General features: G+C 59.3%; 6 protein-coding genes and 1 pseudogene. 2 read left to right on the top strand and 5 right to left on the bottom strand.

Annotated elements, in window-relative coordinates; translation table 11 throughout:
- Positions 1-30 precede the first annotated feature (30 nt).
- From AC07VR_RS08810 to AC07VR_RS08800, 3 genes and pseudogenes are all read right to left on the bottom strand, one after another.
- Positions 31-1,403: pseudogene (locus tag AC07VR_RS08810) on the bottom strand (DUF3999 domain-containing protein).
- Positions 1,400-5,020, bottom strand: a complete 3,621-nt coding sequence (locus AC07VR_RS08805) for a DUF2339 domain-containing protein (RefSeq protein ID WP_495011035.1) — start codon at positions 5,018-5,020, stop codon at positions 1,400-1,402. The pseudogene AC07VR_RS08810 and the gene AC07VR_RS08805 overlap by 4 nt, the downstream one beginning before the upstream one ends.
- Positions 5,021-5,284: 264 nt before the next feature.
- Complete coding sequence (locus AC07VR_RS08800) at positions 5,285-7,738, bottom strand: glycogen/starch/alpha-glucan phosphorylase (protein WP_495011034.1); 2,454 nt, start codon at positions 7,736-7,738, stop codon at positions 5,285-5,287.
- Positions 7,739-8,001: 263 nt separating this feature from the next.
- On the opposite strand from AC07VR_RS08800, the gene AC07VR_RS08795 reads away from it, so the two are divergent.
- Positions 8,002-8,436, top strand: a complete 435-nt coding sequence (locus AC07VR_RS08795; protein WP_494994338.1) for a YkgJ family cysteine cluster protein — start codon at positions 8,002-8,004, stop codon at positions 8,434-8,436.
- A gap of 184 nt (positions 8,437-8,620) precedes the next feature.
- Here AC07VR_RS08795 and typA read toward each other — a convergent pair whose 3' ends face one another.
- Positions 8,621-10,441: a translational GTPase TypA gene (gene typA / locus AC07VR_RS08790; RefSeq protein WP_494994339.1), complete on the bottom strand. Its 1,821-nt coding sequence runs from the start codon at positions 10,439-10,441 to the stop codon at positions 8,621-8,623.
- 139 nt (positions 10,442-10,580) lie between these two features.
- Positions 10,581-12,035: a tRNA uracil 4-sulfurtransferase ThiI gene (gene thiI / locus AC07VR_RS08785; protein WP_495011033.1), complete on the bottom strand. Its 1,455-nt coding sequence runs from the start codon at positions 12,033-12,035 to the stop codon at positions 10,581-10,583.
- A gap of 330 nt (positions 12,036-12,365) precedes the next feature.
- Here thiI and glnA point away from each other — a divergent pair, with 330 nt between their 5' ends.
- Positions 12,366-13,772 (top strand): glutamate--ammonia ligase, encoded by a 1,407-nt coding sequence (gene glnA, locus AC07VR_RS08780; protein WP_494994341.1) that lies wholly within the window; start codon positions 12,366-12,368, stop codon positions 13,770-13,772.
- Positions 13,773-13,841 lie beyond the last annotated feature (69 nt).

The raw sequence follows: 13,841 nt of genomic DNA, 5'->3' as shown, positions 1-13,841 counted from the left end.
AGCGTCCCTGCCTGCGATTTGGCGCGAGGTTCAGATTTTCGCTGTTGGTTTGCGCAACAGGCTGAGCGCCATTGCCGCGAGGAGAACCACACCCAGCAAGAGCACAGCCCAAAGGCCGATTTTCTTCCAGTCGGTGCCGGAGGCAACCGGCGTCGTTGTGGTCGGCTGAGTCACCGCCGAACCACCGTCGACCCTGGCCTGGCCCAGTGCAGCCAAGCGCTTGGCGCTGTAATCCGGAATCAGCGTCGACAGCGGCAAATTCGCCGCTTTCACCGTCGGGCTGCCCAGCGCCAGCGTGTAAGGTCCTGCACCGCGAGCCAGGAACACCAACTGCGTCGCCCGCACGGCAAAGCGCAATGCCGGGGCTTCAGCGCCCAGGCCTCCGCCACGCTCATCCACCGTCAGTTTCAACTGCTGAACGGTCTGACCGGGTAGCTTTAATTCGTCCTGCACGACGTCCTGACCGTTCTGGGTCAGGCGATAGAGCAAACCACCGCTTAGCGATTGCCACGGCAGACTACTTTCACGACGGCCATACAGGGTCACCGGAGCCAGGCTATTGGCTTGGCTGAGTTCAACCCGCAACCGCTCGATGCTCAGGCCCATCGGCAGTTGCCAGGTGTATTCACCCGCCTTGACGCTGCTGCCAGCCAACGGCTGCGACCAGACCAATGGTAGCGGCAGGCTGTTGATGCTGGCGCTCTCCAATTGGGCCGAGGTGAGGACCGGTGCAGATTGCGGGGTATTCCAAAGCAAGCGCAGATACCGCGCCGACTGCCCAGGCAAACCGACTTCATGCTGCTCGACCCGCTCGTCGGCAAACGACAGGCGCGCCACCTGCCCCTCACCCCACGACTGCCAATGCTGCAAGTCATCGCTGGCTTCGATGCTGAAGCGCTGGAAGCCGTCACGCTCGCTGGTCCAGTCAAGAATCAACTGTTGCAATGGCGCCTTGATCGCACTGACATCCAGTAGCCAGCCGCGCAGGATTTCTTCACCGGCCTCCAGCTGACTGGAAGGCTGAACTTCGACCAAGGCGCCGTTGGCGTTCGATTGCACCCGAATACTCGGCGTGGCTTCGCTGGCGTCCGCCGAGCTGTACAACGGGAACCACTTCACGTCGGTCAGCGTGCGATTTTCGGTGGTTTGCGCCTGCTCACGGGCCAGCGCATAGGCCTGGGCTTCACCTGCAGCGTTGAACACCCGCACATCGCTCAGATCGGTCTGACGCGCGCCCAGTTGCACCGCCAGCGGTAACTCGAGGCGATATACCAAGGGCCTTCACCGCTGAGGGTCAACGGCACTTGAGTGGTGAAATCCCCCGGCTTCTCCTGGGCATTGGCCGACAGTGCCACACACAATCCGACAGCCCCCAACCAACCCAGGCTCACTTTCTGACTCAAGACGACACTCCTTCAGATTCATTGGCCGGTTTTTCAGCACCCGGCTCAGCTTCGGCACGCTTGGGTGGCAGCGGCGCGAAATAGCCCACCACCAGCAGCAACACACCCACGCCGATAAACGACACGATCCGCGCCAGTCCGCCGCGGTTGCTCAACTCGATAAAGAACAGTTTGGCGACCACCACCGCGATCAACGCGGCGCCGATCAGCCAGATTTCGCGACGGTGACGCAAATGACCGCCGATCATCAGACTCAGGGCAATCAGCGTCCAGACGATCGACAGACCAGCCTGTACCAGCATCGACTCGAGCAGCGCATCCAGCTCAAATGGCACGCCGCCCCAATGGTGAGCGCTGCGCATCACCAGTGCGGTGAAGAAGGCGAACAGCGAGACACCCGCCACCAGTTGCATAGCGCGTTCGGCATAGTCGGCGCGGATCGCCAATTGCGAGACTGCACTGCGGAACCAGACACAGGCCCCGAACAACGCGAACAACAGGCCCAGCTCCAGCGGGTTGAACAGCGGCACGTAAGGCAACGGCTCGGCGCTGCCGTCACTGGCGATATTGGCCAGCCAGACCCAACCGAGCATCAGCAATGCCAACGGCAGCGCCGCGTACAGACGGTATTCACGGGAATAACTCGAGACCGGCCACGGCCAGCTGCGTGGTGCGGCCATCAACACCAGATACAGGCTCGGCAGAATCGCCCAGCCCAACCAGCGCCAGGCGTTGTACTGCTCGGACAACAGCAGCAGGCTGTAACGCAGTTCCAGCGCCAGCACGCCGATCAGCAGCCAGCAACCCAGCACATGGGCAGTGCTCAAGGCCCTGGCCGAGAGCATTGGCGCCAATCGCCGCACAGACACAAAGTGCACAGCGAACACCGCCGCCCACGCCAGCCAGCCGAAGTTCGCCGCCGGGTGATAGCGAGCATGCCAGGCCGCGACCAATACCAGACCCGCAGCCGGCACCAGCAAGGTGCAGAGCAAGCCCAACGCCGACCACCTCAGGCGCAAAGCCAGCACGGCCCACACTGCGACACTCAGCGCCGCAACGGCCAGTAACAGCGCGGCGTGCAGATCCGCCGGTGCGAAGCGCAACACTTCGCTGACCAACGCCAGCGCCCACCAGGCCGCCCCCCACACCAGCAACAGTTCGGACAAACGCCGCAAACTCAAGGTATCAAACGCCGTCGCATGATTACCCAGCTGCAAGCGCCAGGCCCCGACCATCGCCGCCAGACCCAATACCATCGGCGTCCAGAAACCGCCGTGGGCCAATGGGCGCAAGCCTTCGCTGGATAACGGACCCAGCAGATCGGGGCCGGCAATCAGGAACGCCGCACCGCCGATGACCTGCAACAGCAGACCAAAGACAAAACTCACGCGTTGCTGCAAGTACAGACTCAACCAGATGATCAACAGACCACTGGCTGCCCACACCGCGCTTGCGGTTTGCCACGGCAGGACAAACAGCACAGCCAGATTGATCAGCACCAGACCCGCCAGCAACACCACCGACAGACCACGCAACAGCCGTACGTCGCTGCGCACCATGTCATCGCGTGCCGCCAGCAACATGCCACCGATCAACGCCAGACCGATCAAGGACGCACTGAGCAAACCACTCCAGCCAGCGCTCAATACCGCAAAGTCGCCCTGCGCGCCTTGCAGCCGCAGCAGGAACAACGCGCCGCCCAGCAGTTGCACAGCGAAAGCGCTAAACAGGAATGTCCGCGATTGCAGGCGCAGACCGACAAACAAGGTCGCCAGCCCCGCCAGCGCCCAACTGATAGCCGTGCCGTGAGTCAAGAAAAACAACGGTGCCAACAGATAGAGGAACCCCAGGCCACCGCAGGCCAGTACTGGCAACGCCTTGCGCTCCCGGTTCGACGCTTGCTCGGGCAAGGCGTTGCGCAGTTGATAAAAACTGAACAGCAAGGCCGCACCCAGCAGCAAAGCCCCCAACGGCGCGCCGTCCAGCAGGCTCGCCTCGCCAATACGCAGTTCACTGAGGAACGCCAGCGCAGAGCCCACTTGCAGCAGCAAGGCAAATGCCCGGGCCAAAGGTCGTTGCTGACGCAGGCCGAGCCAGAAAATCCCCGCGCCTTCCACCGCCCAGGCCGCTGCGGTCCACCGGGCATCCAGCCCAAGCGGGATCGCCAGGCTGGCGAATATCACCCCCAGCGCCAGGCAGGTTTCCCCCAGCAACAGCGCTCGCCCGCCAGCGAGCAAACGGGCCAGACTCATGTAGACGATGCCCAGCGCCAGCGCGCTGAACGCCGTCGCGAACTCCAGATGCTGGACCAGCGCGAACTGCAAACCGAAACCAACCAGCGGCGGGCCGAATAGCATCGAGCCATCAACATAGTCGCCCTTGCGGGCCGACCAACGCAGCAGCGCCTCGCGGCCGTCGTCTTCTGGCGCATCGCTCATCTCGAGTAACTTGCGCCGCGCGAACAGCAGCCCTAGCGCCAGGTACATCAGGAAGAACAGAATCAGAAACGGCTCGGTGCTCCACAACAGCTGCGGTGTGTAAGAGCGTAGGCCCCAGGCGAAGCTAATGCCGAAGGTGCCGACGAAACCGATCAGATTGAGCAACCGCCAGGCCTTGAACCAGGCGATGCCCAGGATGCCAGCGTTGAGCAAGGCGAAGTAGCTGAACAACGCAACATGGTTGCCCGCGCCAGTGGAGGTCAGGATCGGCGCGGCAAAGCCACCGAGGGCCGCCGCTGCAGCCAGGCCCAAGGCGTCCTGAGTGATCGCCAGAATCGCCGAGAACACCGTGACTGCCACCAACAAACTCAAGGCGGCAGTCGGATCGAGCAGCGGATGCAGGCGCATTGCGGCGAACACCGTCAGGTATAACACCGCGATCCCGGTCCCCTGCAGCATCAACGCGAAGTTGCTGTTGCGCAGACGCAGCCACCAACCCACCCCGAGCAGGCCAAGCGCGCAAGCGGCGACCCCGGCGTAACGCAGCTCGATCGGCACAACCATGCCTTCGGTGGCGTAGCGCAGCAAGAACGCCAAACCGAGGAACAACAGCACCACACCGACCCGCAGCACCGTGTTGCCGCCAAACAACCAATTGCGTGCACCGGCAAAGGCGCGCTCGATCAGATTCGGCTCGCGGGGGCCGGCCGGGGTGGCCGGTTTTCCTGGTGCGTTGGCACCGGACTCCGGCTTCCAGGCATCGACAGGCGGTGGCGTGCCCGGCTCTGGCACAACAGAGAATTGCTCGGGTTCAAACTCGACCGGCCATTCCCAGACCAATTCAGGAACCGCACGCAAAGGCGCCGCTATCGGTTCCGGCGCTTCGCTCAAGTCGGGTTGATCTGGCCGGACAGATTCGCTGGCCGCCGTCGGTGCAGGCTGCCCGGCAGCTTTGTCAGCAGACACTTCAAGCTGCGCCAGCCGTTGCTCGACAGCCGCTAAAGCCTTCTGCGCCAGTTCCAGTTGCTGGCGCTGCTGCGCCGCTTGCGAACTCAAACGCCCGAGACGGATAGCCTGCCCCACGCCAAGCCCGATCAGAGCACCGAGCAGCGCATCGCTGAAGGACTCATCGAGTACCCAGCCCAGCACCAGCCCTATCAACATGAAAATCCATTGCATGGTCGATATCCCTAAGCGGCTCATGGTCCGTTAAGGGTGCCAATACCTGCACTACTTTGCGCCGAAGACACTCACTCACGTAGCAGCAGGCTGACAGCAACTGCTACGCAAGGTGTTTCAGCCCGCAGCCGAGTAGATACCAAACGCGCAGACGGACAGATCCAGGTTGTTCAAACCTGGCAAAACTACCGTCTAGTATATCGGTGCGGCCCAACAGGAGTTGGGCCTTGCTCGCATTTGTCGCTAAATATCACAAGAAGTGGACTATTCCAGCGCTTTCCAGATTTCGGTGGCGTACTCACGAATCGTCCGGTCGGATGAGAACCAGCCCATCCGGGCGCTGCTTAGCACCGCCGAACGCCACCACTCTTTGGAATCGTGCCAATGGGCCTCCACCCGTGCTTGAGCGTTCCAGTATGAATCGAAGTCGGCGCAGACCAGGAAGCGGTCATAGTCGATCAACGAATCGATCATGCTGGTATAACGGGCAGGATCGTCCGGCGAGAACACTCCGCCGCGAATCGCTTCCAGTACATCGTTGAGCCGATGGGAGGCCGCGATATCGGGAGTTGCGTTGAACTCGCCATTACGTTTGCGCGCTTCAACCTGCTGGGCGCTGAGACCAAAGATAAACATGTGCTCAGCCCCGATACGCTCGCACATCTCCACGTTGGCACCGTCCATCGTACCGATGGTCAGCGCACCGTTGAGGCCGAATTTCATGTTGCTGGTGCCCGACGCCTCGAAACCGGCGGTGGAAATCTGCTCTGACAGGTCGGCTGCCGGAATGATGCTCTCCGCCAGACTCACGTTGTAGTTAGGCAGGAACACTACCTTGAGCAGGCCACGCACGGTCGGGTCGTGGTTCACGGTGCGAGCGATGTCATTGGTCAGCTTGATGATCAACTTGGCCTGGTGATAACTGGCCGCGGCCTTACCGGCGAAGATTTTCACCCGCGGCACCCAATCGATTTCAGGCTCGGCGCGAATCGCCTGGTACAACGCCACGGTGTGCAGCAGGTTGAGCAACTGACGCTTGTATTCGTGAATCCGTTTGACCTGCACATCGAACATCGCTTCCGGGTTTACCGTGATCCCCAACCGCTCATGAATGATGTTGGCCAAGGCTCTTTTGCTGTGCAGGCGCTGCTCGGCGAACTGCTTGCGGAACGCCGTTTTCTCAGCGAACGGCTCCAGTTCAACCAGGCGTTGCTCGGGGTTGTCCAGCACATCATGGCCCAACGCCTTGACCATCATCGCCGTCAGTTCCGGGTTGGTCTGGTACAGCCAACGGCGGAAGGTGATGCCGTTGGTCTTGTTGTTGATCCGCTCCGGATAAAGTTTGTGCAGCTCGGAAAACACCGTGCTGCGCATCAATTGGGTATGCAGAGCGGATACACCGTTGACACTGTGAGAGCCCAGGAACGCCAGGTTGCCCATGCGAACACGGCGGCCGTTGTCCTCTTCAATCAGCGATACCGCGCGCAACACGTCGAAATCGTGAATGCCCTTTGCCCGCAGCGAATCGATGTGCTGGGCGTTGATCAGGTAAATGATCTGCATATGCCGCGGCAGCATCCGCTCCATCAGCCCCACCGGCCAGGTTTCCAGCGCTTCGGGCAGTAACGTATGGTTGGTGTAGGACAGCGTGTCGACGGTGACCTTCCAGGCCGCGTCCCACTCGATACCGTGCAAATCGACCAACTGGCGCATCAGTTCGGCCACGGCAATCGAGGGATGGGTGTCGTTGAGCTGGATCGCGGCGTGCTCGCCGAGGCTCAGCACCGAGTCATGCATGTTCTTGTGCCGACGCAACAAATCCTGCAGGGATGCCGAGACGAAGAAATACTCCTGACGCAACCGCAATTCCTGCCCGGCCTCGGTGCTGTCGGCCGGATAGAGCACACGGGAAATACTTTCCGCCCGCGCGACTTCGGCCACCGCGCCCAAGTGGTCGCCAGCATTGAAACGCTCCAGATGCAGGTCTTCCATCGCCCGCGCCCGCCACAGACGCAGGGTGTTGACGCTGGCACCGCGCCAACCGACCACCGGCGTGTCGTAAGCCACCGCCCGGACGGTTTCCACCGGCCACCAGACTTGCTTGGCCTTGCCGGTTTCATCGGTCACCGTATCGACGCTGCCGCCAAAGCCGATGGGGTAGATCACCTCAGGGCGCTCGAACTCCCACGGATTGCCGAAATCCAGCCAGTTCTCGGTCTGTTCCTGCTGCCAGCCATCGACAACTGCCTGGCGGAACAAGCCGTGTTCATAACGAATACCATAACCATGGCCGGCGATACCGAGGGTCGACATGCTCTCCATGAAACACGCCGCCAATCGACCAAGACCACCATTGCCCAACGCCGCATCCGGCTCCAGCAGGCGAATACGCTCAAGGTCGACACCCAATTCGGCCAAGGCTTCGCGCGCCACGTCCAGCAGGCCGAGATTGCTCAGGCTGTCGTAGAGCAGACGACCGATCAAAAACTCCAGGGAGAGGTAGTACACACGCTTCTGAACCTTGCGGTAGATCTGTCGCGTGTGGTCCATCCAGTGTTCGACCATATGGTCCCGCGCTGCCAAAGCAATGGCTTCGAACCAGTCATGGTCAAACGCGTGATCCGGGTCCTTGCCTACCGCGTAGGTGAGTTTGTTCAAGACAGCGGCGCGAAATGCGGCCACCACCTCTGCGTCACGAACAAGCAGTTCCTGAGTCATCGATACGACCTCGAACGAGATAGACGGCATGGAATTGTCTGAGCCTAGTCGGTCTGACAGGAGGCAAAGGTTCTGGTTCGGCGTTTTTTTCAATTGCCCGAGTCAACCTTTTGCCACGGCCGGTACGCCCTGAAAAGATGCAGAAGCCGTGCCGATCCGGCCTAAATGCCCTGAGCGGGTGAAAAACCGGCAAATGGTTGTTCACACATCCACCAACCCCGGTATCATCGCGCGCCCTGATACACCCCCTGGAAACACACCTGATGAAGCCCCAACTGATCGCCGCCGCGGAAATCGACCGACTCGATACCTGGGCGAAATACTCCAGTCATATGTGCGGTGGCTGTGTTTCCAGCTGCTGCACCCTGCCGGTCGAAGTGAAGATCAAAGACTTGATCCGCATCGGCATCGTCGATGAATTCGAGCGCGGCGACCCGCCAAAGAACATCGCCAAACGCTTGCAAAAAGAAGGCATCGTCGAGCGTTACAACCAGAAGTCGGAAATTTTTACCCTCCAGCGCATGAGCAACAACGATTGCCTTTATCTGGACCGCAAGAGCCGCCTGTGCACCATTTACGAAAAACGCCCGGACACCTGCCGCAATCACCCGAAGATCGGGCCGCGGCCGGGGTATTGCGCGTACAAGCCTAAAGAAGTCGAGCGCGATACAAGCCGCAAGACACTGGACAAGTTTTGATCAAAATTCTCGTGGTCTGACAGACCGCTATCGCGAGCAAGCTCGCTCCTACAGGAGTTTGCGTGCACTTGTAGGAGCGAGCTTGCTCGCGATAACGCCAGATCAGACACCACAAATCTTGCAGACAAAAAAACGCCCCCGACCTTGCGGTCGGGGGCGTTTTTTTTAACAGCTAACTAACGAATCAGTTGCCGCTTTTCTTGGCAGCGCGGGTACGCTCGCTTTCGCCCAGGATCTTCTTGCGAAGACGGATGGACTTAGGAGTGACTTCACACAGCTCGTCTTCTTGTACGAATTCCAGAGCTTGCTCCAGAGTGAAACGTACAGGCGGAACCAGAGCGATGGTTTCGTCTTTACCCGAAGCACGCATGTTGTCGAGCTTCTTGCCTTTAGTCGGGTTAACACCCAGGTCGTTGTCGCGGCTGTTCAGACCAACGATTTGACCTTCATAGATGTCCTGGCCGTGTTCGATGAACAGCTTGCCACGCGACTGCAGGGTTTCCAGCGAGTAGGTCAGAGCCTTACCGGTAGCTACCGATACCAGCACGCCGTTCTGACGGCCGGACATGTCGCCGGACTTCATCGCGTCGTAACGGTCGAAGATCGAGGTCAGGATGCCAGCACCGGAGGTCAGGGTCAGGAACTCGTTACGGAAACCGATCAGGCCACGGGCCGGGATGTTGTACTCAAGGCGCACACGGCCCTTGCCATCCGGAACCATGTTGGTCAGGTCGCCTTTACGGATACCCATTTGTTCCATGATCGAACCCTGGGATTCTTCCGGCAGATCGATGGTCACGTTTTCGTACGGTTCGTGCTTCACGCCGTCAACCAGACGGATGATCACTTCCGGACGACCAACACCCATTTCGAAGCCTTCGCGACGCATGGTTTCGATCAGTACCGAAAGGTGCAGCTCACCACGGCCGGATACTTTGAATTTATCAGCCGAGTCGCCTTCTTCAACGCGCAGTGCCACGTTGTACAGCAACTCTTTGTCCAGACGCTCCTTGATGTTACGGCTGGTCACGAACTTGCCTTCTTTACCGCAGAAAGGCGAGTCGTTTACCTGGAAGGTCATGGAAACGGTTGGCTCGTCGACGGTCAACGGCTTCATCGCTTCGACGTTCAGAGGGTCGCACAGGGTGTCGGAGATGAACAGTTGCTCGAAGCCGCTGATGCAGACGATGTCGCCGGCAGCTGCTTCTTCAACGTCGATACGGTGCAGACCGTGGTGACCCATCAGCTTCAGGATACGACCGGTACGCTTCTTGCCGTCGGCGTCGATAGCGACAACCGGAGTGTTCGGCTTGATGCGACCACGAGCGATACGGCCAACGCCGATAACACCCAGGAAGCTGTTGTAGTCCAGAGCGGAAATTTGCATCTGGAACGGACCGTCACGGTCGACTTTCGGCGCAGGTACGTTGTCGACGATCGACTGGTACAGCGGGGTCATGTCTTCAGCCATGTCGGTGTGGTCCAGACCGGCAATACCGTTCAGGGCCGAAGCGTAGACGACTTTGAAGTCCAGCTGTTCTTCGGTGGCACCCAGGTTGTCGAACAGGTCGAAGATCTGGTCCAGAACCCAGTCCGGACGCGCGCCTGGACGGTCAACCTTGTTGATCACCACGATTGGACGCAGGCCGGCTTCGAAAGCCTTCTTGGTCACGAAACGGGTTTGCGGCATAGGGCCGTCTTGAGCGTCAACCAGCAGCAGAACGGAGTCAACCATCGACATTACGCGTTCAACTTCGCCGCCGAAGTCGGCGTGGCCCGGGGTGTCCACGATGTTGATGTGGTAGCCGTTCCAGTTGATGGCGGTGTTTTTCGCCAGAATGGTAATACCGCGCTCTTTCTCCTGGTCGTTGGAGTCCATCACGCGCTCGTCGTTGAGCTCGTTGCGCTCCAGGGTGCCGGATTGACGCAGGAGTTTGTCTACCAGGGTGGTTTTACCATGGTCAACGTGAGCAATGATGGCGATGTTGCGTAGATTTTCGATCACTTGTGTATCTCGATCAGAGGATTCGGTGTGCTGACAAGTCTTGGCAGCGATTTACAGTAGAGTCAGGCCTTGCCGTTACAGCTTGACGGCGGCGTCGGGGGGCCGGTGACGCAGGCCACAGGCATACAGCCCCGGGCTCTTAGCTCGGTCGATAAACGCGCACATTGGCATGCCCCTCACTGAGCAAATGGTGGGCATGCAGGCGACTCATCACGCCTTTGTCGCAATACAGCAGGTACTGGCGAGTAGGGTCCAGTTCCTTGAAACGAGCGTTCAATGCATAAAACGGCATCGCTTGTACCTCGATGCCAGCGAGCTCCAGCGGATCGTCTTCGGCGGCATCCGGGTGACGGATGTCGATGATGATCTGACCGGCCAGCGCCTCACTGACTTCTTCAACCTGCACATCCTGGCCCAATTCGTCGATCACCCGATCGATCGGCACCAGTTTGGCGTTCTCGAGCGCACGCTCGAGCACCGCCATATCGAATTCTTTCTCTTCATGCTCCACGCGCGGACGCTTGGCGTGGGTCTTGGGGTTCACCGAAATGACCCCGCAATACTCCGGCATGTGCTTGGCGAAGTCGGCGGTGCCGATTTCGTTGGCAAGGTCAATGATGTCCTGCTTGTGACTGGCGATCAGCGGGCGCAACACCAGCTTGTCGGTCACGCAGTCGATCACGGACAGGTTCGGCAGCGTCTGGCTGGAAACCTGGGAAATCGCTTCGCCGGTCACCAGCGCATCGATGTCCAACCGATCAGCGATTCGGGACGCAGCGCGCAACATCATACGCTTCAATACTACGCCCATATGACTGTTATCGACTTTGCAGAGAATTTCTCCCAGCACTTCCTCGAATGGCACACTGACAAATAACACGCGCTGGGAGCTGCCGTACTTCTTCCAGATGAAGTGCGCGACTTCCATCACGCCCAATTCGTGGGCACGCCCACCGAGATTGAAGAAGCAGAAATGGCTCATCAGCCCGCGGCGCATGATCTGGTAGGCCGCCACCGTCGAATCGAAACCGCCGGACATCAACACCAGGGTCTGTTCGAGGGCGCCCAACGGATAACCGCCGATGCCGTTGTGCTGGCTGTGAATCACAAACAACCGTTGGTCGCGAATTTCCATCCGCACTTCGATTGCCGGCGTTTTCAAGGAAATCCCGGCGGCGCCGCACTGGCGACGCAGCTGGCTACCGACGTATTTCTCGACGTCCATCGAGGTAAATTCGTGCTTGCCGGCGCGCTTGCAGCGCACTGAAAAAATCTTGCCCGGCAAGGCATCACCGAAGTGCTGTTTGCACTTGGCGACGATGTCGTCGAAGTCGCCCAACGGGTACTCGTCGACCTGCAGGAAATGCGCGATGCCCGGCATGCAGCTCAGGCGATCAGTCATATCCTTCAAGGCTTTCGGCTCGCTGACCTGTGTTTCCAGCTCAAGATTGTCCCACACACCGTTCACCACCACCGCTGGGTCCAGATCGCGGAGCACGGCACGGATGTTCTTGGCCAGCTGGCGGATGAAACGCATCCGTACCGGGCGGCTCTTGATAGTGATTTCGGGGAAAACTTTTACGATTAGTTTCATGAAAACAGCGCGCGAGGGGCCAGCCGAAAAAGGGGGGCGCGGATTATAGCGGAAATTGCTCAAGGTTTAACCAGTTAATATACAGATGGCCCTTGGTGCACTAAAACGGGGCGTCAAGGCTTTTTGACGCCACATTGCAGTGCGAAAAGCCCGCGGAATTTCCTGCGTTCAGCTATATATGCGTGAGTTTGGGGCGAAAAACCCAAGTCGGGGCACTGGCATGCAATTTGCTCCCTTGTGAGGCAGGTTGCCTTGGCAGAGTATTCGCGCCGGCATCACCCACATTCTAAGGGCACTCCACTACCAGCCCGAAGCCACCCGGAGGACACTATGTCGAAGTCGGTTCAACTCATCAAAGATCATGACGTCAAATGGATTGATCTGCGCTTCACTGACACAAAAGGCACTCAGCACCACGTGACCATGCCGGCCCGTGATGCGCTGGATGAAGATTTCTTCGAAATCGGCAAAATGTTCGACGGCTCCTCCATCGCCGGCTGGAAAGGCATCGAAGCCTCCGACATGATCCTGCTGCCGGACGACTCTACCGCCGTTCTCGATCCGTTCACCGAAGAGCCGACCCTGATCCTGGTCTGCGACATCATCGAACCTTCGACCATGCAAGGCTATGACCGCGACCCACGCGCCATTGCCCACCGTGCCGAGGAATACCTGAAGTCCACCGGTATCGGCGACACCGTATTCGTTGGTCCAGAGCCAGAATTCTTCATCTTCGACGAAGTGAAGTTCAAGTCCGACATCTCCGGCTCCATGTTCAAGATCTTCTCCGAACAAGGTTCGTGGATGTCTGACCAGGACGTCGAAGGCGGTAACAAAGGCCACCGTCCAGGCGTCAAAGGCGGCTACTTCCCGGTTCCTCCGTTCGACCACGACCACGAAATCCGTACCTCCATGTGCAATGCCATGGAAGAAATGGGCCTGGTCATCGAAGTTCACCACCACGAAGTGGCGACTGCCGGCCAGAACGAAATCGGCGTCAAGTTCAACACCCTGGTAGCCAAGGCTGACGAAGTTCAGACCCTGAAATACTGCGTACACAACGTTGCCGACGCTTACGGCCGCACCGCGACCTTCATGCCTAAGCCGCTGTACGGCGACAACGGCTCGGGTATGCACGTTCACATGTCCATCTCCAAAGATGGCAAGAACACCTTCGCTGGCGAAGGTTATGCCGGCCTGTCCGACACCGCCCTGTACTTCATCGGCGGTATCATCAAGCACGGTAAGGCCCTGAACGGCTTCACCAACCCGTCGACCAACTCCTACAAGCGTCTGGTCCCAGGCTTCGAAGCTCCAGTAATGCTGGCCTACTCGGCTCGCAACCGTTCCGCTTCGATCCGTATTCCTTACGTGTCCAGCCCTAAAGCTCGCCGTATCGAAGCTCGCTTCCCGGATCCAGCAGCCAACCCGTACCTGGGCTTCGCTGCACTGTTGATGGCTGGCCTGGACGGCATCCAGAACAAGATCCACCCAGGCGATGCTGCTGACAAAAACCTGTACGACCTGCCGCCTGAAGAGGCCAAAGAGATCCCACAAGTTTGCGGCAGCCTGAAAGAAGCCCTGGAAGAGCTGGACAAAGGTCGTGCGTTCCTGACCAAAGGCGGCGTTTTCAGCGACGACTTCATCGACGCTTACATCGCCCTGAAAAGCGAAGAAGAAATCAAAGTACGTACCTTCGTACACCCACTGGAATACGAGCTGTACTACAGCTGCTAATCCGGTAGCGCTCGCGCAAGCGGCGTAACAGAGGCCTCCTTCGGGAGGCCTTTTTTGTGGGCGCGATAC

This window comes from Pseudomonas sp. GW821-FHT02H09, assembly GCF_059421425.1.
Note: the sequence above shows the minus strand (reverse complement) of the source record. Positions and strands in the feature narration are given on the sequence as shown.

What these genes read in the sequence shown, in the direction of transcription:
- AC07VR_RS08795 (WP_494994338.1), top strand. Translation starts at nt 8,002, where the DNA reads ATGAAGCCCCAACTGATCGCCGCCGCGGAAATCGACCGACTCGATACC.
- AC07VR_RS08800 (WP_495011034.1), bottom strand. Translation starts at nt 7,738, where the DNA reads ATGACTCAGGAACTGCTTGTTCGTGACGCAGAGGTGGTGGCCGCATTT.
- thiI (WP_495011033.1), bottom strand. Translation starts at nt 12,035, where the DNA reads ATGAAACTAATCGTAAAAGTTTTCCCCGAAATCACTATCAAGAGCCGC.
- AC07VR_RS08805 (WP_495011035.1), bottom strand. Translation starts at nt 5,020, where the DNA reads ATGCAATGGATTTTCATGTTGATAGGGCTGGTGCTGGGCTGGGTACTC.
- glnA (WP_494994341.1), top strand. Translation starts at nt 12,366, where the DNA reads ATGTCGAAGTCGGTTCAACTCATCAAAGATCATGACGTCAAATGGATT.